Source organism: Rhizobium sp. NXC14 (assembly GCF_002117485.1).
GTDB lineage: Bacteria > Pseudomonadota > Alphaproteobacteria > Rhizobiales > Rhizobiaceae > Rhizobium.
This window is the reverse complement of record NZ_CP021030.1, coordinates 2,394,132-2,416,913: the sequence shown is the minus strand read 5'-3', so window position 1 is coordinate 2,416,913 and position 22,782 is coordinate 2,394,132. Positions and strand designations below refer to the sequence as shown.

The window sequence follows — 22,782 nt, the reverse complement described above, 5'->3', positions numbered from 1 at the left end:
CGACGTGTTAAATAGGCTCTACCGGGGCGTAGACGCTGGGCATTTAGTGGTTTCTGGCGTATTCATGTTGACATCAATAATCGTTTATCTTATCGATTATCGAAAATATGGCGGGTTGTTTTGGGAGGAAAGATGAAATCGGCCGACGACAGCTTTCTTGCGCCCTTGACAGACGACGGGCCGTCGGCCGGCTTCCTCGACGATGGCAAGAACACCATCGGCAGTCAGCTCGCATCGCGCCTTCGGGAGGCGATCATCTCTGGTGAACTGGAAGCCGGCAGCAAGATCAATCTCGATAAGGCGCGGAAGACTTTCAATGTCAGTCTGAGCCCGTTGCGGGAGGGCTTGGCCAGGCTCATTTCAGACGGTCTAGTCGAGTTTCAGGACAACAGAGGCTATCGCGTCGCGCCGATCTCCCTGGCTAATCTCGAAGAGGTCACGAGCCTGCGCGAGGAGCTCGAGGTTTTCGCGTTACGTGAATCCATGCGTTTCGGAGACGTCGATTGGGAGGGAAACGTCATGCGTGCACTTCATCGTCTAAACCGCACGGAGCGTGACGCCGCGCATCCTGAAACGCTGGAGCACTGGGAGGCGCTTCACCGCGAATTCCACCTCACCTTGATTTCGGGCTGTGGCAAACCTCTGCTACTTCACTTCTGCAGTCTTCTGCTGAATCTCAACGACCGATATCGCCGCGTTTTCCTGATCCGTACGTCGGGGGACCGCAATGTAGGGCAGGAGCACAGCGAGATTGCCCAGGGAGCGGTCGCGCGTGATGTCGACTATGCCTGCGAGAAGCTCCGCCAGCACATCCATCGCACCGGCACCAATCTTCGCAACCACCTCGCGACGAAGGGAATCGTGTGATGGCTGCCGTAACATCGAAATCGGCGCCCATAATTGGCGTCGCTCACTTCTCATCGATACTGCTGCCTCCTGTGGAGTTTGCGAAGGCCGCTGCACGCGCGGGATTCTCCAGGATCGGGCTCAGGCTGCATCCGGCGTTCCCTGGTGCGCCCTATTACGAGCTGCCTGTCGGAGGTTCGGTTGCGGGCGAGCTGAAATCCGTTCTTGCCGGTGAGGGCGTCGAGGTTTTCGATATCGAGTTCTTCGTAATCGACCCCGCTTTCGACGCGTCGTCGTTGGAGGCCACAGTCGCCGCGGCTGCGGACATTGGAGCACGCCGGCTCAGTGTCTGCGGAGACGATCCTGATCAATCCAGATTGGTCTCGAACTTCGCGGATCTCTGCCGCCTTTCGGACCGCTACGGCTTGGCTGTCGATGTCGAGAACATGGGTTGGCGGGTGACTAGAACCTTCCGGGACAGCGTCAGTCTTGTGAAGGCGAGTGATGCCCGCAATGCCGGCGCCCTCGTCGACGGAGTACATTTCTTCAGGAATGGCGGCACGCTCGCCTCGCTCCGGACCGAGATGCGCTGGGTAAGGCACGTTCAGTTGTGCGATGTCGCTGGACCGGCGCCGGTGACGCCAGAGGAGATGATCGCTGAAGCTAGAGGCGGGCGGTTCGCGCCGGGAGAGGGCGAACTACCGTTGAAGGAACTCGTCGCAGCGATCGGCAGCTCGGCGGCGATCTCAGTGGAAGTCCCACTCGCAGGGTTTGCCTCGCCTGAGGCGCATTTGAAGCATCTGTACGACAAGGCCGAGGGATTATTCGGGCCGGATCGCTGATCCGGCGCCGGCGGGGCGTGAGCCGCGTCGGAGGGAGGAAGTCAACATGGGTTATGCGTTCGATTTTGGTGCGGTCTTCGACCGCGCCCCGGAATTGTTTTGGGGTTCGCTTGGGACGCTCGGTCTCGCGGTCACCGGAATGATCCTTGCGCTCGCGATCGGTATCCTCGGCGTCGCCGCTAGAACATCCAAGAACAAACTCGTTCGAGCTCCGGTGATTGCCTTCGTCGAGATCGTTCGAAACACACCGTTCCTGGTGCAGATATTCTTCATCTACTTCGCGCTTCCGCTCATGGGCATCCGTCTGAACCCTACCGCTACCGCTGTCATCGCGCTGGGGATCAATGGCGGCGCTTATGCGATCGAGATCATTCGAGGCGGCGTGGAAAGCGTGAGCAAGGGCCAGGTCGAGGCAGGTTTCGCTTTGGGTTTGCATAAGGCCGATGTGTTCCGGCTGATCGTTCTGAAGCCGGCTCTGCGGGCGATCTATCCGTCCCTGACCAGCCAGTTCGTGATGCTGACCTTGACGACCTCGGTCTGCACTTCGATCGCCGCCTACGAGTTGACCTCGGCGGCCCAACGGATCGAATCCGACACTTTTCGAAGCTTCGAGGTCTATTTTAGCGTGACCGCAATCTACCTGGTCATCTCGAGCCTGATGATGGGCATCTTCGCCATTATCTCCCGTTCCTACTTCAACTACCCGACCCGATAGGAGGCGTTCATGGGTCCCATCGGCGAAAACGAGCTGTTCTTCCTCTTACAGGGTCTGAAGTGGACCGTGCTGCTGGCCATCATCGGCTTTGTCGGCGGAGGCATATTCGGAATCCTGATCGCTCTGGTGCGCACGTCGCAGAACCGTGTCGCACGTTTCGTATCGTCGGGCTACATCGCGCTCTTCCAGGGCACGCCGCTGCTGATGCAGCTCTTCGTCGTCTACTACGGCGTCGCGCTATTGGGCGTGGACGTCAATGCATGGATCGCTGTGGCCATCGCGTTCACGCTCCATGCAAGCGCCTTCCTGGGCGAGATCTGGCGCGGCTCGATCGAAGCCGTTCCGAAGGGCCAGACCGAAGCCGCGAACGCACTCGGGCTGCATTACATCTCCCGAATGAAGGACGTTGTCCTCCCACAGGCGCTGAAGATTTCGATGCCCGCAACCATCGGATTTCTCGTTCAGCTCATCAAGGGCACATCGCTTGCAGCAATCGTCGGCTTCATCGAGCTGACCCGTGCCGGACAGATCATTTCGAACCAGACCTACCGCCCACTGCTCGTCTTCGGGATCGTCGGAATGGTCTACTTCATCATTTGTTGGCCTCTCTCCCACATCGGGAGCGGCCTCGAAAAACGGATGGCGAAAGCCGCCCGCTAACCTTGCTTCGCCCGAAGCAAAGACCACAGAGGAGGAGAATGGAAATGCATAACAATCGCAGACAATTTCTTGGAATGGCCCTGGCTACGGCCGCCTTCGTCACGGTGGGCGCCGCAGCGGCTTCCGCGGCGACGGTCGAGGAGATCAAGGCCAAGGGCACGATCGTCGTCGGCATTCAGGGCGATAATGCGCCATGGGGCTTCGTCAACACGAGCGGCAAGCAGGACGGGTTCGATGCCGATGTCGCGACACTCTTCGCCAGGGAACTCGGAGTTAAGGTCCAGTTCCAGCCGCTCGCCGTCGCCAATCGCATTCCGGCCCTGACCACCGGAAAGGTCGATATCCTGTTCGCCACGATGGCGATGACGGAAGAGCGCGCCAAATCAATCCAGTACAGCAAGCCATACGCGGCGAACACGATCTCGCTCTATGCGGCAAAGGCCGATACCGCGAAAACGCCTGCCGATATTGCCGGCTGGGAAATTGGCGTGCCGAAGTCCAGCTCACAGGACAAGGCCATTACCGACGCTGTTGGATCGACGGCGACCGTCCGCCGCTCGACGACGACGCCTCGACCATTCAGGCACTGGTCTCCGGACAGGTCAAGGCCGTCGGAGGCAACATGTTCTACGGACAGCGGCTCGATGCCGCCAGCCCCGGCACCTACGAGCGCAAGATCGACTTCCTGACGACTTACAATGGCGTTGGAACGCGACTGGGCGAGAAGGACTGGAACGAGACCGTCAATGCCTTCCTCGACAAGATCAAGGGAAATGGCGAACTTGCAGCCATCACCAAGAAGTGGATGAACATCGATCTGCCGAAGTTCCCGGAATCCATCCCCAACATCCCGTTCACCGTCAAGTAAAGCATACATGGAGGGCGCCGTGCTCAGTTCCGCTAATGACCAGTCGACATTGATATCCCTTGAAAAGGTTCAGAAATGGTACGGCTCCTTCCATGCGTTGAAAAACATCAGCCTGTCGGTTCGCAAAGGTGAGAAGATCGTCCTTTGCGGGCCTTCGGGTTCCGGCAAGTCGACGTTGATCCGCTGTATCAACGCTCTCGAGTTGATCCAGGAAGGCAGGATCGTCGTCGACGGACAGTCGCTCGACGGCACGAGCAAGGCGGTTGACGCCATTCGGCGCGAAGTCGGGATGGTGTTCCAGAACTTCAATTTGTTCCCCCACATGACCGTTCTGCAGAACTGCGCGCTTGCGCCCATGAGGGTCCGCGGAACCAGCCGGGCTGACGCCGAGAGGCTGGCGAGAAAATACCTCGAACGGGTTCGAATCCTTGATCAGGCGGAGAAGTATCCCGCGCAGCTCAGCGGTGGCCAGCAGCAGCGTGTCGCTATTGCCAGGGCGCTTTGCATGGAGCCCAAGGCGATGCTGTTCGACGAACCCACATCGGCGCTCGATCCGGAAATGGTCAAGGAAGTGCTGGACACGATGATCGGCCTCGCACGCGACGGCATGACCATGATCTGCGTGACCCATGAAATGGGTTTTGCCCGTCAAGTTGCAGACCGGGTCATCTTCATGGCTTCCGGCGAGATCATAGAGGAGGCCGAGCCCGAGGTCTTCTTCAAGTCTCCAACGCATGAGCGCACCAAGGCCTTCCTTGGCGAGATCCTCGCACATCACTGAGCCGATTGGGTTATCGAAATGAACAACAACACATTCCTCGTCGGTCTCATCGGGGCCGACATCCAGATGTCGAAGTCTCCCGCGCTTCATGAAACCGAGGCGCGGCACCTGAAACTGGATTACCATTACGAACTCGTCGACCTCGCCGAGCGCGGTCTACCCGCTTCTGCGTTGTCAGGACTGCTCGCAGAACTTGAGGACCGTGGCTTCGCAGGAAGCAACATCACGCACCCGTGCAAGCAAACGGTCATCGCTCATCTTACGAGCCTGTCCGAGGACGCCGAGATGCTCGGAGCGGTCAACACAGTCGTGCTTCGGGACGGAAAGCGGATCGGGCACAATACGGATTGGTATGGCTTCTATAAGAATTTCGAGCGGGGCATGCCCGGTGTCGCCAAAACGCATGCCGTCCTGCTCGGCGCAGGCGGCGCAGGAGTCGCCGTCGCGCACGCGGCCATCAAGCTCGTTATCGAGATACTCTCGATCTTCGACCAGGACACAAATCGCGCAGCCGCGCTTGCCGATCAGCTCAACCGGCGCTTCAAGAACCTGCGCGCAGCCGATCAGAGACGTCGGCGCGGCGCTCGATTCTGCGGATGGGCTGATCCACGCTACCCCGACCGGCATGCGAAGTCACCCGGGTCTCCCGATCGACCCGGAATGGCTTCACCCACATCACTGGGTCGCCGATATCGTCTACATGCCGCTCGTGACCGAACTTCTGGCCCTGGCGGAGGAGAAGGGGTGCAAGACCTTGCCGGGCGGCGGCATGACCGTGTTCCAGGCCGCGGCGGCCTTTGAACTGTTCACGGGTGTAAAACCGGATGCGGAACGCATGTCGCGCCACTTCGAAGAACTGTGTCGAGCTCCAGCCTGACCAGGAGGACATGTCTTGCCGCACATCATCATCGACTATAGCCGGGGTGCTGCCGAAAGGGTGGCGATCGATGAATTGACCAGAGCCGTCCACTATCGGGTGCGCGACGGAGGCCTGGTGAAGCCCACTGCCGTGCGGACCTTCGCCAGGGAGGCGACCTTCTCCTGCGTCGGCGACGAGCATCCGGAAAATCACTTCGTCCAGATAATTGTGCGCATGGCGCCTGGCCGGCCGGCAGAAACGAAGCGAGAGTTGTTGAAGGCGGTCCTCGAAGCTGCGCGCGATGTCGCAGCCCCCGCGCTGCAAGCAGGGCGGCTGGGGCTGCGGGCCGATCTTTACGAGTCCGATCCGAATTTCGCATTCCAGGAAATAGCGTTCGCCTAAGCTTGGCAACGCCCTCACAAGGAGAATTACAATGAGCCTGATCTACGTTCTGAATGGCCCAAATCTCAATTTGCTCGGCAAGCGTCAGCCTCACATCTATGGTCACGAGACGCTGGCCGATGTCGAGGCAGACTGCCGGAAAGTGGCCTCAGAACTCGGCCACGAGATCCGTTTCCACCAGAGCAACCGTGAATATGAAATCATCGACTGGATTCACGAAGCGCGCGAAGACGGAGGCGGCATCGTCATTAATCCGGCAGCATTCACGCACACGTCGCTTGCGATCCTCGATGCCTTGAACACGTTCGAAGGTCCCGTCATCGAGATCCATATCTCCAACATGTATAAGCGCGAAAGCTTCCGTCATCATTCCTTCGTTTCCCACCGCGCCGACGGCATCATCACCGGTCTTGGTACGGAGGGCTATCCGCTCGGAATCCGCCGCGTCGCGACGATGCTTACGGCACCCAAGAAGGACTGACAAATGACTCCTCCGGTCAAACTGGCGGTCCTCGGCGCGGGGCTTATCGGGAAACGCCACATCAAACACGTGCTGGACGAGCCGATGGCGGAGCTTGTCGCTATCGTCGACCCGAGCCCGGTTGGAAAGGGGATCGCCAGCGAGGTTGGCGTCAAATGGTTTTCGACCTTTGCTGAGATGGTCGCCGCAGCGCGTCCTGACGGCGTTATCATCGCGACGCCCAACCAGATCCATGTCAGAAACGGTTTTGAGGCCCTCGAGGCCGGCATCCCGGCATTGATCGAGAAGCCCATCGTCGACGATATTGCTGCTGGCGAGAGGCTCGTTGAGATGGCCGAGGCCAAAGGCGTTCCGCTGCTGACCGGACATCATCGCCGACATAATCCGATGATGCAAAAAGCTAAACAGATTATCGAAAGCGGAAAGCTCGGACGAATACTGGTCGTGAATGCCATGTTCTGGCTATTCAAACCGGAGGAATACTTCGACACTTCCTGGCGGCGCGAACGCGGCGCGGGACCAGTCTTTCTCAATCTGATCCACGACATCGACAACCTTCGCTACCTATTCGGGGATGTCACGGCGGTCCAGGCGCTCGAATCCAACGCAGTTCGCGGAAACGCCGTTGAGGAGACCGCGGTGATCCTCATCGAGTTCAAGAACGGAATTCTCGGGACTGCTTCCGTTTCGGATTCCGTCGTCGCGCCATGGAGTTGGGAGATGACGACCGGCGAAAACCCCGCTTACCCTAAAACCGAGGAGGCTTGCTACATGATCGGCGGCACCCACGGGTCGCTGTCGGTGCCGTCGCTCAACATGTGGAGCAATCCGGGCAAAAGGAGCTGGATGGAACCGTTCGAATGTCATCGCGCCGAAATCGAGAACGAGGATCCGCTAGTCCTGCAGATACGCCAGCTTTGCAGGGTCATCAGAGGGGAAGAAGCGCCGCTGGTCAGCGGACGTGAGGGACTAGAAACCTTAAAGGTTATCGAAGCCGTGAAGCGATCCGCCGCGGCGGGCAAGCGTATCAGCCTGACCTAAATCGTTCGCGCCAGGTTACGGCGGTCGGGGAGCATTAGTCATTCACCGAGCTGAAGCGCGGTGGCAGCATTCCTGGGATGTCCCTTGGGTCAAGCCCGAGGGCAGGAATGAGGGAGGTTGAAGCACGGCGCATGCGAGGCCGGACACCGTTGTCATGCAGAACCGCTTTGCAGAGAACTAAAGACCCGGAAGGAAAGAATCCTTCCGCCCGGGCCTCTTTATTTCAAAGCTTCGGCCGGCCGAAGCCGGCATGTCAATCCGGCGCGGAGGTCTGCAGGGCGAGAGCGTGCAATACGCCGCCCATGTTTCCCTTCAGCGCCTCGTAGACCATCTGGTGCTGCTGTACGCGGCTCTTGCCGCGGAAGGCTTCAGCGACGACTTCGGCGGCGTAGTGATCGCCGTCGCCCGCCAGATCGCGGATCGTCACCTTGGCACCGGGAATCCCAGCCTTGATCATGTCTTCGATATCGCCGGGTTTCATGGCCATGATCGTTACTCCTTGCGCATCATTCCGCGGCAAGCTCGCCGCGGCCTTCCATGAAGTCAGGGAACCACGATTCATGGGCATCGCGCAATTGCTGAATCGGCAGTGAAATAAGATCGCCGACATCAAGTGTATCGCCCCCGACCGTGCCGAGGCGACGGAAGGGAACGCCGGCGCCTTCCGCATTGACGCAGACGAAATCGGCGACATCGGCCGGCACAGTCAGCACATAACGGGCCTGGTCTTCGCCGAAGAGCAGCGCATGCGCAGCACCCTTGCCTTCGCCGAGATCGATCTTCATGCCTTTGTCCGAGGCCATGGCCATTTCGGCGAGCGCGACGGCCAGACCGCCCGAGGATATGTCGTGGCAGGCGGTCGCCTGGCCGTTGCGGATGACGGAGCGGACGAAATCGCCATTGCGGCGCTCGGCGAAGAGATCGACTTCCGGCGCCGGCCCTTCACGACTGGAGAGCAGGTCTCTGAGATAGACGGACTGACCGAGATGGCTGCCGTCGACGCCGATCATGATTACCTTGTCGCCGTCATTGGCGCTGCCGATGCGGACCATCTTGCGCCAGTCCGGCAGCAGGCCGACGCCTGCAATCGTCGGCGTCGGCAGGATGGCGACGCCATTGGTCTCGTTGTAGAGCGAGACGTTGCCGGAGACAATCGGAAAGTCGAGCGCGCGGCATGCTTCGCCGATTCCCTTCACCGCCTGCACGAACTGGCCCATGATCTCGGGCTTTTCGGGGTTGCCGAAGTTCAAATTGTCGGTGGCGGCAAGCGGCTCGGCGCCGGTCGCGGTGATGTTGCGCCAGCATTCGGCGACCGCCTGCTTGCCGCCCTCGAAGGGATCGGCCTCGACATAACGCGGCGTCACGTCGGAGGAGAAGGCAAGCGCCTTGCTCTTGTGGCCATCGACGCGCACGACGCCGGCGTCGCCGCCGGGGAGCTGCAGCGAGTTGCCCTGGATCAGCGTGTCATACTGCTCATAGACCCAGCGGCGGCTCGACTGATTGGCGGAGCCGACGAGCTGGAGCAGCGCCTGGCCGTAATCCTTAGGCGCCGCGACGAGATTGGCGGGCAGGGGCGCAGGCTTGCCGGATTCACGCCAGGGGCGGTCATATTCCGGCGCCTGGTCGCCGAGATCCTTGATCGGCAGGTTGGCGACTTCTTCGCCCTGATGCATGACGCGGAAGCGCAGGTCGTCGGTCGTCCTGCCGACGATGGCGAAGTCGAGGCCCCATTTGACGAAGATCGCCTTGGCCTGCTCTTCCTTTTCCGGCTGCAGCACCATGAGCATGCGCTCCTGGCTTTCCGACAGCATCATCTCATAGGCGGTCATCCGCTCTTCACGGACCGGCACCTTGTCGAGTTCCAGCAGAATGCCGAGATCGCCCTTGGCGCCCATTTCGACGGCCGAGCAGGTGAGGCCGGCCGCACCCATGTCCTGGATGGCGATGACGGCGCCGGTCTGCATCAACTCGAGGCAGGCTTCGAGCAGGCATTTTTCGGTGAAGGGGTCGCCGACCTGAACTGTCGGGCGCTTTTCTTCGATCGATTCGTCGAATTCGGCCGATGCCATTGTCGCGCCGCCGACGCCGTCGCGGCCGGTCTTGGCGCCGAGATAGACGACCGGAAGGCCGACGCCCTTGGCTTCGGAGAGGAAGATGGCGTTGGATTTGGCGATACCAGCGGCAAAGGCGTTGACGAGTATGTTGCCGTTATAACGCGCATCGAACTCGACTTCGCCACCGACCGTGGGAACGCCGAAGGAATTGCCGTAACCGCCGACTCCGGAAACGACGCCGGAGACGAGATGGCGGGTCTTCGGATGATCCGGTTCGCCAAAACGCAGCGCGTTCATCGCGGCGATCGGGCGCGCGCCCATGGTGAAGACGTCGCGAAGGATGCCGCCGACGCCGGTCGCAGCACCCTGGTATGGCTCGATATAGGAGGGGTGGTTGTGGCTCTCCATCTTGAAGACGACGCAATCCCCGTCATCGATATCGACGACGCCGGCATTCTCGCCAGGCCCCTGGATGACGCGTGGCCCCTTGGTCGGCAGCGTGCGCAGCCATTTCTTCGAGGATTTGTAGGAGCAGTGCTCGTTCCACATGGCCGAGAAGATGCCGAGCTCGGTGAAGGTCGGCTCGCGGCCGATCAGATCCAGGATGCGCTGGTACTCGTCCGGCTTCAGGCCGTGGCTTGCAATGAGTTCCGGCGTGATCGGGATGGTGTTTGGAATGGTCATGAGCGGAAAGTCCCTGGCGCGTTTTGCGCTGTCTTTAGCTTATGTAGCGGCGACGCGCGACAGAAAAAAGCCCGCCGTCAACAGAGGGCGGGCAGGCTTTTCTCGTAAAGGCGCCAATCGCTCAGAACTTGTAGCCGATCTGGATGCCGGCGCGCGTCATTCCGTCATTCGGGCCGTCGCAGAGATCGGCATGAGAGGAGTGGGCGATCTGGGCCATCACGTTCCAATTGCGGGTTAAACGGTAACCGGCGCCGACATATTCGTGGAACAGGACGCGGCAGCCGAGTTCCGGGCCGTCATCATTGTCGTCCAGCTCGCCGGTATGGATGACGCCGCCGAATCCGGCTTCGGCAAAGAGTTTTTCATTGAGATCGACTGTCCAGGTGAAGCCCGTGAAGAATTGGGTTGCTTCACCCGAAGTGCCGATCGACGTGCCGAGATGGACACGAGGATGCAACAGCTGTTGCTGCCAGCCGACAGCCTGCTCATATCCGAAAGGATCGAAGAGAGCGGTAATCTCCGGAAAGACGCCATCTTCCCCGGCACGACCCGATTGCACCGAGGCGGAGGCCCCGAAACGCAATTCATCGAATATCTGCTCGCCGGCATTGACCGAACTCGCCATCGAGGTGACGGCTACGGCCGCCACGGATGCCAGCCCCAAGAAGCGTAACGCCATCTTTCCGAACTCGACCCTCATCTGCCGTCCTTTGATTCGCACCAAGCGGGAATGACAAAGAGGTAGCATGGGGGTCGCAGTGGTAAAGCGCTCTCGTCAGGCGTGTGCTCTTTTTTCGGAATTATGGCGTGTATTTGCAACAGGTCATATTTCGCCGTCATAGGCGGATCCGCCATTTTCCAGCAGCCGGCGCAGGATCATCAGGCCTGCGGTCAATTCCTGGCCCGTTTTGGGTGAGGAGAAGCCGATGCGAATGCGGTAGTAGGTTTTCTCGCTGCGAGCCGCCTTGAATTCGTCTTCGTCATCGACCAGCACGCCGTCGCGAAAGGCTGCATTCTTAAAGGTGCCGGACATCCAGGGCTCCGGCAGTTTCAGCCAGAGGAAGGGCGCATGTGGGTGCGACGCGAAGTCGAAACCCCGCAGATGCTCGCGGGCGAGGTGGGCGCGCCGGGAGAGTTCTCGGATAACTTCCTTGCGGATTTCGTGCGCCCGGCCGCTTTCGACCAAGCGGGCACAGGTCTCCGCCAGGATGAAAGGCAGGCCGCCCGTGACCATCCTGTGCGTCACCTTGATGCGCTGGGCAAAATGTGGCGGGCAGGCGACCCAGCCGCCGCGCACACCGGCGGCGACCGATTTCGACAGGCCGTTGACCAGGAAGGTGCGGTCGGGCGCAAGCGCGGCGATGAGTGGCGTCTCATCGTCGGCCATGCCGCCGTAGAGGTCGTCCTCGATTAGCCAGACGCTGTGCTTTCTGGCAATTGCAGCAATCGCTGCGCGCCGCTCGTAGGGCATGATCGTCACTGTCGGATTATGCACGGTCGGCATCAGGAAGGCGATCTTCGGATGCTGCTGCTGGCAGAGCCGTTCGAAATCGTCAGGAATGAAGCCGAATTCGTCCGAATCGACCGTCACCGTGCGGCGGCCGAGAAGGCGGGCGCTGCGGCTGACCTGGGTATAGGTCAGATTTTCGAAGACGATCTTGTCGCCCGGCGCCGAGACAGCGGCAATAACGGCGACCGCCGCGGCATGGGCGCCGAGCGTCGGCACGATGTTTTCGACCTCCGGTGTCCAGCCGCTGCGGGCAAGCCAGCGGCGGCCGGCGTCGAACCAGTTGCGCGGAAAACTACGGGAATAGGAGGAAATCTCGGTGAGATGCTGTTCGCCGATCTCGGCGAGGATGGCTGAGATGATCTTGCCTTGGCCGAGGTCTGGGGCGGCTGTCGTATCGAAACGGATCTTGTCAGCGGGCGCGTCCTGAAAGCGAGTGCCGCCGAGCGAGACGGCCAGTGCATCGGTTTGTTCGCCGGGCGGCGTTTCGGCGCGGTTCAGCACATAGGTGCCGCGGCCCACCTCGCCGGCAACCAGGCCGCGCTCGTGCACCAGCGCATAGGCGCGGCCGATCGTGCCGATCGTCACGCCGATATCATAGGCAAGATTGCGCTGCGGCGGCAATTTGCTGCCGGCGGGCAGGGCGCCGCTCGCAATGGCGGATTCGATGCTGTCGGCAAGTCGGAGATAGACCGGCCCGGAGCCGCGGGAAAGATCAGGAAGCCAATTTGTCATGGTGACAATTGCTTATATTGTCACCGCATACCTGTCAAGATTAAGAATCAATCCCAAGGACGAGCCGAGAGGATTCCTGAAATGTCTGCATTGCCCGACATCAATACGCCAATTGTACCTATTGTCTCTTATGAGGACAGGCGCGTCATCCTTCCCAGCCCGCCTGTCGAAGCGACGACGCATCTGGGACGGATCTGGGCCGCCATTCGTCTTTGGCATCAGAAGCGGGAGGGCCGGCGCGCGCTCAGGGAGCTTACTGCGGCAGGACTCAAGGATATCGGGGTTTCGCAGTCCGAAGCCGCACGCGAAATCAGCAAGTCATTTTTCTGGGACTGATGCTGCGGGTGACCGCAGCGATCATTTGCAGGCCCTGTTGCCGCCGGACCAACGATTGACATCGGCGGCGATGCGGCCGGCGACAGGCTCCTGCATCATCGGACCAAAGGCCTGCAGATGGGCGGGGTTTCCCTCGGCCTGGACGACGAGCAGCGGCCGGCTTTCCGGGCTGCCCTTGTGGACGAGCAGGATGCGCGGCCGACCGGAGAAGGAATTGAGTTCCGGAGCGAGCTTATAGGCTGCAAAGGCCGGATCGCCAGATTTGAACCAGCAGGCATTGGCGCCGAGCGCTACGCGCTCCATCGTCGGCAACGCCGCCCGGTTTGGGCCTGCCGCCGGTGCCGGCGACTGGCAGGCCGCGACAACGGTTGCCAGAGCGGTCAACAAAGCGGCGTTTGCGACGGTGAGGCGAGGGCGCATTGATCTTGCTCCAGTGATCCGGATGAAGGTCTTCTCGGCTGCATGCCGTTGCCCGCGGTAGGCCTGCGGGCGGCATGGCTGAGGTGAGGTCAGGCGGCGACGACGTCGAGCGCCGAGGCGAAGAGGGCCCGGCCATCCGAACCGCCATGGGCGGCCTCGATCAGGTTTTCCGGATGCGGCATCATGCCGAGCACATTGCCCTTTTCGTTCATCACGCCGGCAATGTCGTTGATCGAGCCGTTCGGATTGGTGCCCTCGGCATAACGGAACAGAACCTGACCATTGCCCTCGATCTTCGCCAACGTCGCTTCGTCGGCAAAATAATTGCCGTCGTGATGGGCGACCGGGCAACGGATGACCTGTCCTTGCGCGTAGGCGCGGGTGAAATCCGTCTCGGCATTGACGACTTCGAGCTTGATCTCGCGGCAGACGAATTTCAGCGAGGCGTTGCGCATCAGCGCGCCCGGCAGCAGGCCCGCTTCGACGAGGATCTGGAAGCCGTTGCAGACGCCGAGCACCTTCACGCCCTTTGCAGCCTTGTCGATGATCGCCTGCATGACCGGCATGCGGGCGGCGATCGCGCCGCAGCGCAGATAATCGCCATAGGAGAAGCCGCCGGGGATGACGATCAGGTCAACGTCGGGGATTTCCGTCTCCGTTTGCCAGATCGTCACCGGCTGGTGACCCGAGATCTTGGTGAGAGCGGCGATCATGTCGCGATCGCGGTTGAGGCCCGGAAGTTGAACGACGGCTGATTTCATAGAGTCCCCGCATTTCGCGAAAGATATTGGACTGGAACGCTCTCGGCGAGCCATACTCCATTGTCCGCGACAAAGAAAGAATGGCCTTCTGAAAACATGGCGGCTGCGTCGACACGCAGAATGATATAGTCGCCCTTGCGGCGCACGGCGACAATTTTCGCCGTATCGATGTCGGCCGACAGATGGACGTGGTGCCGCTCCATCTTCTTCAGGCCTTCGCGCTCGATCGACGGCCAGTTCGTGAGTGACGTGCCGTGAAAGAGAACTGCCGGCGGTTCAACCGGGGCTAACGCCAGATCGACCGCGACACTGTGACCTTGATTGGCGCGGATCCTGTTATCGACAAGCGTGAAGCGTTTCTTCGGACTGTTGTCGATGATCTCGACGATATCGGCGCGGGAGACGCCGTATTTCGACGTCAGCACCTTTTCGAGATCATCGAACGACGCCCAACCCTCGGCATCAAGCGTCAAGCCTGCGGCATCCGGCGCATGGCGCAAAACATAGCTCATGAATTTCGAGACTTCCGTCTCCAGCTTTGCCTTCAGCATGACGCTCAATCCATAAGACCCGCCGGTTGACGGGCAGGTCCGCAGGTCAGTCGATCGCGATCGCGTAATTCTCGATGACCGTGTTGGCGAGCAGTTTTTCGCACATCGCCTTGAGGTCTGCCTCGGCGCTGGCCTTGTCGGCGCCTTCGAGCTCGAGGTCGAAGACCTTGCCCTGCCTTACATGGCCGACGCCCGAAAAGCCGAGGGCGCTGAGCGCCCCTTCGATGGCCTTGCCCTGCGGATCGAGAACGCCGTTTTTCAGCGTGACGGTGACACGAGCCTTGATCACTTTGTCTTTCCTGCCTTACTTGACCAGACGATCTTTACTTAACCAAAACGGGGCCGGTGCCGCGCACAGGCTCGTTTTCATTGATGATGCCGAGACGGCGAGCGACTTCGGAGTAGGCTTCAAGCAAGCCACCGAGGTCGCGGCGGAACCGGTCCTTGTCCATCTTCTCGCGGGTTTCGATATCCCAGAGCCGGCAGCTGTCCGGCGAGATCTCGTCGGCGAGGATGATGCGCATCAGATCGCCTTCGAAGAGGCGGCCGCATTCGATCTTGAAATCGACAAGCTGGATGCCGACGCCGAGGAAGAGACCGGTCATGAAATCGTTGACGCGGATGGCGAGTGCCATGATGTCGTCGAGCTCGGCCGGATTGGCCCAGCCGAAGGCGGTGATGTGCTCTTCGGAGACCATCGGATCGTCGAGCGCATCGGACTTGTAATAGAACTCGATGATCGAGCGGGGCAGCACGACGCCTTCCTCGATACCAAGGCGCTTGGCGAGAGAACCGGCAGCGACGTTGCGCACGACGATCTCCAGCGGGATCATCTCCACTTCCCTGATCAGCTGCTCGCGCATATTGAGCCGGCGGATGAAATGGGTGGGGATGCCGATCTTGTTCAGGTGGCTGAAGATATATTCGGAAATGCGGTTGTTGAGGACGCCCTTGCCGTCGATGACTTCGTGTTTCTTCTTGTTGAAGGCGGTGGCATCGTCCTTGAAGAACTGGATCAAAGTGCCCGGCTCCGGACCCTCATACAGAATCTTTGCCTTGCCCTCGTAGATACGGCGGCGACGGTTCATCTTGGTCATTCTCTGTTGTTGGCGCTCTTGGGATAGCGCGAGTGGATCGATCTCGTGGCGTCCCCTTAAAGGAAAAGAGAGTGTTTCACAATCCGCCTGTCGCTCCTTCCCCGGTTTCCGGATTTCGTGGCCGCGGTTCCCGGATTTGGTGGCCCTATTTCCGGATTTTACGGAATAGCGCCAAGAGAATCGAATGAATTCGCTTTACGAGTCTAGCGGCTTTTCCTCTACGGTGGAATGAAGGCGAAATGGCGGGCCGCTTATACAGGTTTTATTTGACTCTTCTGCTTGGCAGCGCGCGGCGAAGATGCGTCTGCAGGCCGCGCGCGGCGGTCAGCCCGAGGCGCCAGCATCCAGCGCGAATGAAGGAGGGGATCTGCATGGCCGGCATCGGCCGGGCGAGCGCATAGCCCTGCAGCGTGTCGCAGCCGAGTTGCTCCAGAATGCGGACATGATCCGCCGTCTCCACGCCCTCGGCAATGACGAGTATATTGAGCGAGCGCCCGATATCGATGATCGCGCCGACGAGCTTACGCTGCTCGGCCGAGTGCGGCAGCATGCGGATCAGCTCGCGATCAATCTTCAGCGTGTTCGGGCTCAGGCGCAGAAGGCTGACGATCGAGGCGTGGCCGGTGCCGAAGTCGTCGATATGGATGTCGATGCCGAGCTTGCGCAGCTTTTTCAAATTGGCGGCCACCGCCTCGTCGCAATCATTGAGCGAGATCGATTCCAGCAGTTCGAAGGCGATGGCGCCGGGTTCGATCTTCAGGGCGCGGAGCTTTTTGCCGAGGTCGGGATCGGTCAGCCGCCGGGCGGAGACGTTGACCGATATTTTGGGGATCGACAGCCCATCCTTGATCCAGGCACGCCGGTCTGCCAGCGCGCGCTCCAGGATCAGGGCGTCGATCGTCGAGACGACGTCGAGATCCTCGGCGATATCGAGAAAGCGATCCGGCGTCAGCAGCCCGTGCACGGGGTGTTGCCAGCGGGCGAGCGTCTCGATGCCTGTGACATCGAGCGTGCGGGCGTCGAACTGCAACTGATAGAACGGCACGAATTCATCGCGCTCCAGGCCGATGAGGATTTCATCGGCGAGCTGCTTGGCGGAGACGATATCGTTGCGGGCCGATGCCGAGAAGAATTCGAAGCGGTTTCGGCCAAGACCCTTGGCGCGATAGAGCGCAATGTCGGCGTCGAGCAGCGTCTGCTTGGCGTCGAGCTTGGCGCCGCCATCGACCGCGATGCCGATGCTGGCGCCGAAACGGCAGTCATGCCCCTCATATCTGACGGGCCGGCGCAATTCGCGGATCAGGCGTTCGGCCAGGCTGGCGATCTTCTTCGATGCAGCATCGACGGCGCAGAGGATGACAAATTCGTCACCGCCGATACGCGCGACGAAATCAGCGGCGCGAACGGAATGTCTGAGCACACTTGCGGTGTGTTGCAGCATTGCGTCGCCCGCCCGATGGCCGAGGGTATCGTTGATCTGCTTGAAGCGGTCGAGATCGATATGCAGAACCGCCAAAGCGAGGCCGTTAACCCGGCATTCCGCTGCTCGGTCATCCAGCATCTTGTCTAGATAGCGGCGGTTGGGCAGGCCGGTGAGGTAATCGTGCAACGCCAGATGCTCGATGCTCTCCTTGGCGGCTTCGAGTTCGCGGTTGCGGGCTTCCGCCAAATCCTTGGCGCGCTGCAGCTCGTTGCGAAGCGCGACCTCCTCGGTGACGTCCCAATTGGCGCCGATCAGTTTGCGTTGGCCGTTGCCGTCGACGAAGAAGGCCGAGCGGGCACGGATGATTCGTTCGACTCCGTCGCCGCGGATGATGCGGTATTCCTGCTGAAAATCGCTGCCGCTTTCGACGCTGCGATCGGCGAGGCCGAGCACGCGTTCACGGTCATCCGGATGCAGGCTCCTGGCCCAGGCGTCACCGCCGATCTTGCGTGCCGCACCCTGCAAGCCGTAGATGGCAATCAGGCGATCATCCCATTCGACGACGTCATTTTCGATATCGGCCTCGAAGACGCCGATGCGGGAAACTTCCAGCGCCAGGTCGAGCCGGCGCGACAGGCGCGACAGCGTCTCCTCGGCTTCCTTGCGGGCGGTGATATCGGTATCCGTTCCAACGACGCGCGTCGGTACGCCATTCTCATCCCACTCGACGCAGGCCCCACGGCAGTCGATCCAGACCCAGTGGCCGTCCCTGTGGCGTTCACGATATTGGAAGATCTGATAATCCGGATCGCCGGCATTCTGCCGGTCGATCGCATGAGCGACAAAGTCGCGGTCGTCCGGATGGACGAGTTGCAGCCAAGCCTCGTAGTCGCCGGCGACGTCCTCGTCCGGCGCCATTCCCCGGATGGTTTTCCACGTCGGCGAATAATATTTCCGGTTTAGACGGTAATTGTGGTCCCATACGCCGAGGCCGGAACCAACAAGCGCATGGTTCCAGCGGCTCTCGCGCTCAGCCAGATCAGAATCGTCGGTCGACCCATCGCCGGCCTCAGCCGCTGCAGGATCGCCATGCGCTTCATGGGCCCCTGAATGGGCTTTCCTCACGGGCATTCTCGCTGATTTCATCTCGGCGCAGTCTGCGGCACTTCTATTAAGAAAGCCTTAGAAAGTGGTCGCTGAAATGACGAGCGCCGGGTCTCCCAAATCAGACAGAGAGGCGGCTGAGGAACTGGGCGAAGACCATTGTTCCTTCCGGCCAGGGGCCGTGCCCGGATTCAGCGCTGATATGTCCCGCCTCGCCGGCATCGACGAGGAAGGAACCCCAGCAACTGGCGATATCGTCGGCATGCTCGTAGCTGCCGAACGGATCATTGCGGCTGGCGACGGTGATGGAAGGGAAGGGCAGTGGGTCGCGCGGATAGGGCCCGAAGGTCATCAGGTGCTTGGGGCGGATATCCGGATTGGTGACTTCAGGCGGAGCGACGAGGAAAGCGCCTGCCACCCGCTTGCGGAAATGCGGGATGGCATGGATTGCCGAGGGCACGCCGAGCGAGTGGGCGACGAGCACAACGGGGCGGGTCGAGGCGTTCACCTCTTCGGCGATACGGGCGATCCAGTCCTCGCGGACCGGCTTCGTCCATTCGGCCTGTTCGACGCGCCGCGCCGTGCTGAGCTTCGCCTCCCAGCGGCTCTGCCAATGGCCGGGGCCGGAATTGGTATAGCCGGGGATGATAAGGATATCTGCGTCTGAGGCTTTCATAGAGCCGCCGATGTGAGAAAGCCCGCCCAAGATGTCAAGAGGGGGCGGCAAGGGAGAGAGCGACACGGGCGATGAATTTTGTTATGTTGCTCCAGTGCCGGTTGCGGATTTCGTATCGGCTTGCCCGCCGATGCCTATCCGCGGCCGACCAAAGTCTCGGCTGAGGAGGAGAAAGCCATGGCGGCATTTCATGTCATGACGGGTGCCAGTGAAAACCTGGCGCGGCCCGTGGTCAATCGTATCAGTATCGCCGACGTCTTCGACGCGCTGAAGCGCGGGCTCGACGATTTCAGTGAAAAGCCTTCCCACTATGTGTTCTTGTGCCTGATGTATCCAATCGCCGGCGTCTTCCTGACGCTGTGGACCTCCGGCGCCAACCTGCTGCCGATGGTATTCCCGCTGATGTCCGGTTTCGTGCTGATCGGTCCGATTGCGGCGATCGGTCTTTATGAGATCAGCCGCCGACGCGAGGAAGGCCTCGATACGTCATGGACGCATGCGCTTGAGGTGCGCCATTCGCCGGCGCTGCCATCGATCATCGCCGTCGGACTGATGCTCTTTGCCCTTTTCGTCGTCTGGCTGGTGACGGCACAGACGCTGTACGCCAATCTTCTCGGTGATGTGTTCCCGCGCACCATGACGGACTTCACCCGCCAGGTCTTCGGTACGGCCCAGGGCCTGCAGCTGATCATCTGGGGCAATCTCATCGGTTTTGTCTTCGCGCTCGTCGTGCTGGCGATATCGGTCATCACCTTTCCGCTTCTGCTCGACCGCGACGTCGGAGCGGTTGCCGCCGTCGTGACCTCGATTCGTGCGACGATCGCCAATCCGGTACCGGTGCTGCTCTGGGGCCTGATCGTCGCCGGACTTCTCGTCGTCGGCACCATCCCGGTCTTTGCTGGACTCGCACTCGTTATCCCGATCCTCGGCCACGCGACCTGGCATCTCTATCGCAAGCTGATTGCGCGGGAAGCTGTGTAGCTTCGGTCCTGCCCGCGGGAAAACCTTGATACCGTGGGATCCCCGATTTTCGGGAACCTCGAACCTGCCTCGGAGTTTTTTTACTCCGAGGAGAGATTTCAGAGGTGATGATGACGCATCTGTTTGCCCGCTTCGCAAGCAAGACATCGGAATGGGCGGGTAAGCCCGTCATCTTCATCCTGGCACTGTGCGTCGTTATTATCTGGGCCTTGCTCGGACCTTTCTTCGACTATTCGGAAACCTGGCAGCTCATCATCAACACGGGAACGACCATCATCACCTTCCTGATGGTCTTCGTCCTGCAGAACGCCCAGACGCGCGACACCCGGGCAATCCAAGCCAAACTCAACGAAATCATTTTGACAAGCCATGCGGAGAACCGCTTTATCGGCATCGAAAATCTCGACGAGGAAGAGCTGAAACATCTCGACGAACTGGTCGCCAAGGCCGCCAAGGGCAGGGGGCAGACGGAGGCCTGCCGAACAGCGGAGGCGGAAAGAGCGGAGACGCGGAAGAGAGGGAATGGACGTAAACGAGGAGTTTCGGCAAAGGCGGTGAAGCAGAGGTAGTTGCTGGAGCAGCAGCTGGTTGGTCAAACAATCTCCACAACCATAACACTCAGTGATTGCAACCCCTTGGAAGAGATGCCTTGTTCCAGGGCTATAGTTTTGATTTCGGGAGGGCACAAGATTGGCGGGTTTAGTCGCGGAGCTATTAGGAGCAGCGCTTGCAATGGCCTTGACAGGAGCGGCCGTTGCATGGGTTCTACGGAAATTTACTAGCCTTACTCTCGTGCAGTCCTATGCCATTGGTGTATTTATCATGACATGTTTTGCGCCGGCTTTGCATGGACGCAATATGCAGTTGGCGGGGTGATCGGATTCGTCATTCTGTACTCAACACGTCCCAACCCTAAGGATGGCAACCGAAATGAAGGCTCCCACCATTAGGAGAGCCGTGTAAGACGCTTCGGTCTATCTCGCTTAATAGCACTTGAGCGCGCAGGCATGACAAGTGCGTTTACAAGAGTAAGTAAACACGAAACGGCGCCCAGAAAGGCGCCGCAAAGTATCGATTTGGAAAACGCTCAGGCCTGCCCAAACACCCGCCGGAAAATCGTATCCACATGCTTCGTGTGATACCCAAGGTCGAACTTCTCCCGAATATCCTCCTCGGACAAGGCAGCCCTGACCTCAGCATCAGCCAGCAGTTCTTCCAGAAAATCCTTGCCCTGTTCCCAGACTTTCATGGCATTGCGCTGCACCAGCCGGTAGGCGTCTTCGCGGGAGGTGCCGGCCTGGGTCAGCGCCAGGAGGACGCGCTGGGAGTGGACGAGGCCGCGGAACTTGTTGAGGTTCTTCTCCATGTTTTCGGGATAGACCAGCAGCTTTTCGACGACGCCGGCCAGACGCGACAGGGCGAAATCGAGGGTGACTGTGGCGTCCGGGCCGATCATGCGTTCGACCGAGGAATGGGAGATATCGCGCTCGTGCCAGAGGGCGACGTTTTCCATGGCCGGCAGGGCGTAGGAGCGGACCATGCGGGCAAGGCCGGTAAGGTTTTCGGTCAGCACCGGGTTACGCTTGTGCGGCATGGCCGAGGAGCCCTTCTGGCCGGGCGAGAAGTATTCTTCCGCCTCCAGCACTTCGGTGCGCTGCAGATGGCGGATTTCGGTCGCGAGCCGCTCGATCGACGAGGCGACAACACCGAGGGTCGCGAAATACATGGCGTGGCGGTCGCGCGGGATGACCTGGGTCGAGACCGGCTCGGCCTTCAGGCCGAGTGCTTCGGCGACATGTTCCTCGACGCGCGGATCGATATTGGCGAAGGTGCCGACGGCGCCCGAGATGGCGCAGGTCGCGACTTCGTCGCGGGCAGCGACGAGACGCTGGCGGCAGCGCTCGAATTCGGCATAGGCAAGCGCCAGCTTGACGCCGAAGGTGGTAGGCTCGGCATGGATGCCGTGCGAGCGGCCGATGGTGACGGTGTCCTTGTGTTCGAAGGCGCGGGTTTTCAGTGCTGCGAGCAGCCGGTCGAGATCGGCGATGAGGATATCAGTGGCGCGCACCAGCTGGACGTTGAAGCAGGTGTCGAGCACGTCTGATGAGGTCATGCCCTGGTGGACGAAGCGCGCATCCGGGCCGACGATTTCGGCGAGGTGAGTCAGGAAGGCGATGACGTCATGCTTGGTGACCGCCTCGATTTCGTCGATGCGGGCGACGTCGAAGGTGGCCGCACCCCCTTTTTCCCAGATCGTCCTTGCCGCCGATTTCGGGATGACGCCGAGTTCGGCCAGCGCGTCGCAGGCATGTGCCTCGATCTCGAACCAGATGCGGAACTTGGTTTCGGGAGACCAGATGGCGACCATTTCGGGCCGGGAGTAACGCGGGATCATGGGCGGCTGCCTTCACTTCGAGAGGTTTGCTTCATTGAGTTAGCGCCCCTGTAGCAAAGACCGGCGGCAATCTCAACGCATGCGTTTGCTGAGATGATAGCTGCTGACGACAAGGCAGACGAGGCCGAGCGGCAGGAAAAGGCGAAGGCCGATCACCAGAAACTGGTAGACGGCACTGATGCCGGTGAAGACGAACTGGAAGGCCCAGGCGACGCTGCCGAAGGGCGCGTGCCAGCGCGAATAGAAGATCCGGTATTCCATGGCGAAGAGGAAGGCGGTCATCAGGATCGTGGCTGCCGTCAGCGTCACGAAAAAGGCGGCGAAGCGCGCTTCCGGTGGCCTGTTATAGGCAAAAAACCGAGCGACCGGCAGGGCGAAGGGCCAGGAGAGCAGGCCGCCGAGAAAATAGAGTGCCGCCAACTCGGCGAGCCGGCTCGTCTCGAGGCCGTTGCGGAGGTAAAGGCCGAGCATGGCGGCGGCCAGCATCTGCACGCCCCAGAGCAACGCGCCGGCAAACAGATCGCCTAAGGGCGGCTTTGCCGCCCTTAGGCGATCCATCCTGG

The 22,782-nt window shown here is 60.5% G+C and carries 24 protein-coding genes and 2 pseudogenes; 13 read left to right on the top strand and 13 right to left on the bottom strand.

Annotated elements, in window-relative coordinates:
• Positions 1 to 132 precede the first annotated feature (132 nt).
• The 10 genes and pseudogenes from NXC14_RS11970 to NXC14_RS11925 all read left to right on the top strand — a co-directional run bounded on the left by NXC14_RS11970 (position 133) and on the right by NXC14_RS11925 (position 7,495).
• Positions 133 to 867: a GntR family transcriptional regulator gene (locus NXC14_RS11970; protein ID WP_085778323.1), complete on the top strand. Its 735-nt coding sequence runs from the start codon at positions 133 to 135 to the stop codon at positions 865 to 867.
• The gene (locus NXC14_RS11965) at positions 867 to 1,688 is read left to right on the top strand and encodes a sugar phosphate isomerase/epimerase (protein WP_085778322.1); all 822 of its coding nucleotides are present in this window, start codon (positions 867 to 869) and stop codon (positions 1,686 to 1,688) included. Before NXC14_RS11970 ends, NXC14_RS11965 begins: the two co-directional genes overlap by 1 nt.
• Positions 1,689 to 1,734: 46 nt before the next feature.
• On the top strand, positions 1,735 to 2,403 hold the full coding sequence (locus tag NXC14_RS11960) for an amino acid ABC transporter permease (RefSeq protein ID WP_085778321.1): 669 nt from the start codon (positions 1,735 to 1,737) through the stop codon (positions 2,401 to 2,403).
• 9 nt (positions 2,404 to 2,412) lie between these two features.
• On the top strand, positions 2,413 to 3,063 hold the full coding sequence (locus tag NXC14_RS11955; RefSeq protein ID WP_085778320.1) for an amino acid ABC transporter permease: 651 nt from the start codon (positions 2,413 to 2,415) through the stop codon (positions 3,061 to 3,063).
• Between the two features lie 44 nt (positions 3,064 to 3,107).
• A pseudogene (locus NXC14_RS11950) lies at positions 3,108 to 3,931 on the top strand (transporter substrate-binding domain-containing protein).
• Between the two features lie 7 nt (positions 3,932 to 3,938).
• Positions 3,939 to 4,712 (top strand): amino acid ABC transporter ATP-binding protein, encoded by a 774-nt coding sequence (locus NXC14_RS11945; protein ID WP_085778319.1) that lies wholly within the window; start codon positions 3,939 to 3,941, stop codon positions 4,710 to 4,712.
• Positions 4,713 to 4,730: 18 nt separating this feature from the next.
• A pseudogene (locus NXC14_RS11940) lies at positions 4,731 to 5,589 on the top strand (shikimate dehydrogenase).
• Positions 5,590 to 5,604: 15 nt separating this feature from the next.
• Positions 5,605 to 5,973, top strand: coding sequence for a 5-carboxymethyl-2-hydroxymuconate Delta-isomerase (locus tag NXC14_RS11935; RefSeq protein WP_085778318.1), 369 nt, complete (start codon positions 5,605 to 5,607; stop codon positions 5,971 to 5,973).
• Between the two features lie 31 nt (positions 5,974 to 6,004).
• On the top strand, positions 6,005 to 6,454 hold the full coding sequence (gene aroQ, locus NXC14_RS11930; protein ID WP_085778317.1) for a type II 3-dehydroquinate dehydratase: 450 nt from the start codon (positions 6,005 to 6,007) through the stop codon (positions 6,452 to 6,454).
• Positions 6,455 to 6,457: 3 nt separating this feature from the next.
• Complete coding sequence (locus NXC14_RS11925; protein WP_085778316.1) at positions 6,458 to 7,495, top strand: Gfo/Idh/MocA family oxidoreductase; 1,038 nt, start codon at positions 6,458 to 6,460, stop codon at positions 7,493 to 7,495.
• Positions 7,496 to 7,748: 253 nt separating this feature from the next.
• Here the strand turns inward: NXC14_RS11925 and NXC14_RS11920 are convergent, their stop codons facing one another.
• The 4 genes from NXC14_RS11920 to NXC14_RS11905 form a co-directional block, all read right to left on the bottom strand.
• Complete coding sequence (locus NXC14_RS11920; protein WP_004676237.1) at positions 7,749 to 7,982, bottom strand: BolA family transcriptional regulator; 234 nt, start codon at positions 7,980 to 7,982, stop codon at positions 7,749 to 7,751.
• Between the two features lie 19 nt (positions 7,983 to 8,001).
• Positions 8,002 to 10,233 (bottom strand): phosphoribosylformylglycinamidine synthase subunit PurL, encoded by a 2,232-nt coding sequence (gene purL, locus NXC14_RS11915; protein WP_085778315.1) that lies wholly within the window; start codon positions 10,231 to 10,233, stop codon positions 8,002 to 8,004.
• Positions 10,234 to 10,354: 121 nt separating this feature from the next.
• Entirely contained in the window at positions 10,355 to 10,933 is a 579-nt protein-coding gene (locus NXC14_RS11910) for an acyloxyacyl hydrolase (protein ID WP_085778314.1), read from the bottom strand.
• A 123-nt stretch (positions 10,934 to 11,056) separates the two neighbouring features.
• Positions 11,057 to 12,475, bottom strand: a complete 1,419-nt coding sequence (locus NXC14_RS11905; protein ID WP_085778313.1) for a PLP-dependent aminotransferase family protein — start codon at positions 12,473 to 12,475, stop codon at positions 11,057 to 11,059.
• Between the two features lie 81 nt (positions 12,476 to 12,556).
• Between NXC14_RS11905 and NXC14_RS11900 the strand changes: the two genes are divergently transcribed.
• Positions 12,557 to 12,811, top strand: coding sequence for a DUF1127 domain-containing protein (locus NXC14_RS11900; RefSeq protein ID WP_085778312.1), 255 nt, complete (start codon positions 12,557 to 12,559; stop codon positions 12,809 to 12,811).
• A 21-nt stretch (positions 12,812 to 12,832) separates the two neighbouring features.
• Here the strand turns inward: NXC14_RS11900 and NXC14_RS11895 are convergent, their stop codons facing one another.
• The 7 genes from NXC14_RS11895 to NXC14_RS11865 form a co-directional block, all read right to left on the bottom strand.
• On the bottom strand, positions 12,833 to 13,231 hold the full coding sequence (locus tag NXC14_RS11895; protein WP_085778311.1) for a hypothetical protein: 399 nt from the start codon (positions 13,229 to 13,231) through the stop codon (positions 12,833 to 12,835).
• A gap of 89 nt (positions 13,232 to 13,320) precedes the next feature.
• Positions 13,321 to 13,992, bottom strand: a complete 672-nt coding sequence (gene purQ, locus NXC14_RS11890; protein ID WP_085778310.1) for a phosphoribosylformylglycinamidine synthase subunit PurQ — start codon at positions 13,990 to 13,992, stop codon at positions 13,321 to 13,323.
• Positions 13,989 to 14,543: an RNA 2'-phosphotransferase gene (locus NXC14_RS11885; protein WP_085778309.1), complete on the bottom strand. Its 555-nt coding sequence runs from the start codon at positions 14,541 to 14,543 to the stop codon at positions 13,989 to 13,991. Before NXC14_RS11885 ends, purQ begins: the two co-directional genes overlap by 4 nt.
• Positions 14,544 to 14,589: 46 nt before the next feature.
• Positions 14,590 to 14,832 (bottom strand): phosphoribosylformylglycinamidine synthase subunit PurS, encoded by a 243-nt coding sequence (gene purS / locus NXC14_RS11880; protein WP_085778308.1) that lies wholly within the window; start codon positions 14,830 to 14,832, stop codon positions 14,590 to 14,592.
• 34 nt (positions 14,833 to 14,866) lie between these two features.
• The gene (purC, locus tag NXC14_RS11875) at positions 14,867 to 15,631 is read right to left on the bottom strand and encodes a phosphoribosylaminoimidazolesuccinocarboxamide synthase (RefSeq protein ID WP_085780082.1); all 765 of its coding nucleotides are present in this window, start codon (positions 15,629 to 15,631) and stop codon (positions 14,867 to 14,869) included.
• Positions 15,632 to 15,902: 271 nt separating this feature from the next.
• The gene (locus NXC14_RS11870) at positions 15,903 to 18,194 is read right to left on the bottom strand and encodes an EAL domain-containing protein (RefSeq protein ID WP_085778307.1); all 2,292 of its coding nucleotides are present in this window, start codon (positions 18,192 to 18,194) and stop codon (positions 15,903 to 15,905) included.
• 94 nt (positions 18,195 to 18,288) lie between these two features.
• Complete coding sequence (locus NXC14_RS11865) at positions 18,289 to 18,843, bottom strand: alpha/beta hydrolase (protein ID WP_085778306.1); 555 nt, start codon at positions 18,841 to 18,843, stop codon at positions 18,289 to 18,291.
• A gap of 177 nt (positions 18,844 to 19,020) precedes the next feature.
• On the opposite strand from NXC14_RS11865, the gene NXC14_RS11860 reads away from it, so the two are divergent.
• Both NXC14_RS11860 and NXC14_RS11855 read left to right on the top strand, forming a co-directional pair.
• Complete coding sequence (locus NXC14_RS11860; protein WP_085778305.1) at positions 19,021 to 19,824, top strand: DUF2189 domain-containing protein; 804 nt, start codon at positions 19,021 to 19,023, stop codon at positions 19,822 to 19,824.
• Positions 19,825 to 19,934: 110 nt separating this feature from the next.
• Complete coding sequence (locus tag NXC14_RS11855; RefSeq protein WP_085780081.1) at positions 19,935 to 20,393, top strand: low affinity iron permease family protein; 459 nt, start codon at positions 19,935 to 19,937, stop codon at positions 20,391 to 20,393.
• Between the two features lie 518 nt (positions 20,394 to 20,911).
• Here NXC14_RS11855 and purB read toward each other — a convergent pair.
• The gene (purB, locus tag NXC14_RS11845; RefSeq protein ID WP_085778304.1) at positions 20,912 to 22,219 is read right to left on the bottom strand and encodes an adenylosuccinate lyase; all 1,308 of its coding nucleotides are present in this window, start codon (positions 22,217 to 22,219) and stop codon (positions 20,912 to 20,914) included.
• Between the two features lie 72 nt (positions 22,220 to 22,291).
• Positions 22,292 to 22,777, bottom strand: coding sequence for a hypothetical protein (locus NXC14_RS11840; RefSeq protein ID WP_085778303.1), 486 nt, complete (start codon positions 22,775 to 22,777; stop codon positions 22,292 to 22,294).
• Positions 22,778 to 22,782: the final 5 nt, after the last annotated feature.

Excerpts from the sequence above, each read along its gene's own strand:
- NXC14_RS11970 (WP_085778323.1), top strand. The coding sequence starts at position 133 with ATGAAATCGGCCGACGACAGCTTTCTTGCGCCCTTGACAGACGACGGG.
- NXC14_RS11965 (WP_085778322.1), top strand. The coding sequence starts at position 867 with ATGGCTGCCGTAACATCGAAATCGGCGCCCATAATTGGCGTCGCTCAC.
- NXC14_RS11960 (WP_085778321.1), top strand. The coding sequence starts at position 1,735 with ATGGGTTATGCGTTCGATTTTGGTGCGGTCTTCGACCGCGCCCCGGAA.
- NXC14_RS11955 (WP_085778320.1), top strand. The coding sequence starts at position 2,413 with ATGGGTCCCATCGGCGAAAACGAGCTGTTCTTCCTCTTACAGGGTCTG.
- NXC14_RS11945 (WP_085778319.1), top strand. The coding sequence starts at position 3,939 with ATGGAGGGCGCCGTGCTCAGTTCCGCTAATGACCAGTCGACATTGATA.
- aroQ (WP_085778317.1), top strand. The coding sequence starts at position 6,005 with ATGAGCCTGATCTACGTTCTGAATGGCCCAAATCTCAATTTGCTCGGC.
- NXC14_RS11925 (WP_085778316.1), top strand. The coding sequence starts at position 6,458 with ATGACTCCTCCGGTCAAACTGGCGGTCCTCGGCGCGGGGCTTATCGGG.
- NXC14_RS11920 (WP_004676237.1), bottom strand. The coding sequence starts at position 7,982 with ATGGCCATGAAACCCGGCGATATCGAAGACATGATCAAGGCTGGGATT.
- purL (WP_085778315.1), bottom strand. The coding sequence starts at position 10,233 with ATGACCATTCCAAACACCATCCCGATCACGCCGGAACTCATTGCAAGC.
- NXC14_RS11910 (WP_085778314.1), bottom strand. The coding sequence starts at position 10,933 with ATGAGGGTCGAGTTCGGAAAGATGGCGTTACGCTTCTTGGGGCTGGCA.
- NXC14_RS11905 (WP_085778313.1), bottom strand. The coding sequence starts at position 12,475 with ATGACAAATTGGCTTCCTGATCTTTCCCGCGGCTCCGGGCCGGTCTAT.
- NXC14_RS11900 (WP_085778312.1), top strand. The coding sequence starts at position 12,557 with ATGTCTGCATTGCCCGACATCAATACGCCAATTGTACCTATTGTCTCT.
- NXC14_RS11895 (WP_085778311.1), bottom strand. The coding sequence starts at position 13,231 with ATGCGCCCTCGCCTCACCGTCGCAAACGCCGCTTTGTTGACCGCTCTG.
- purQ (WP_085778310.1), bottom strand. The coding sequence starts at position 13,992 with ATGAAATCAGCCGTCGTTCAACTTCCGGGCCTCAACCGCGATCGCGAC.
- NXC14_RS11885 (WP_085778309.1), bottom strand. The coding sequence starts at position 14,543 with ATGCTGAAGGCAAAGCTGGAGACGGAAGTCTCGAAATTCATGAGCTAT.
- purC (WP_085780082.1), bottom strand. The coding sequence starts at position 15,631 with ATGAACCGTCGCCGCCGTATCTACGAGGGCAAGGCAAAGATTCTGTAT.
- NXC14_RS11870 (WP_085778307.1), bottom strand. The coding sequence starts at position 18,194 with ATGCCCGTGAGGAAAGCCCATTCAGGGGCCCATGAAGCGCATGGCGAT.
- NXC14_RS11865 (WP_085778306.1), bottom strand. The coding sequence starts at position 18,843 with ATGAAAGCCTCAGACGCAGATATCCTTATCATCCCCGGCTATACCAAT.
- NXC14_RS11860 (WP_085778305.1), top strand. The coding sequence starts at position 19,021 with ATGGCGGCATTTCATGTCATGACGGGTGCCAGTGAAAACCTGGCGCGG.
- NXC14_RS11855 (WP_085780081.1), top strand. The coding sequence starts at position 19,935 with ATGACGCATCTGTTTGCCCGCTTCGCAAGCAAGACATCGGAATGGGCG.
- purB (WP_085778304.1), bottom strand. The coding sequence starts at position 22,219 with ATGATCCCGCGTTACTCCCGGCCCGAAATGGTCGCCATCTGGTCTCCC.
- NXC14_RS11840 (WP_085778303.1), bottom strand. The coding sequence starts at position 22,777 with ATGGATCGCCTAAGGGCGGCAAAGCCGCCCTTAGGCGATCTGTTTGCC.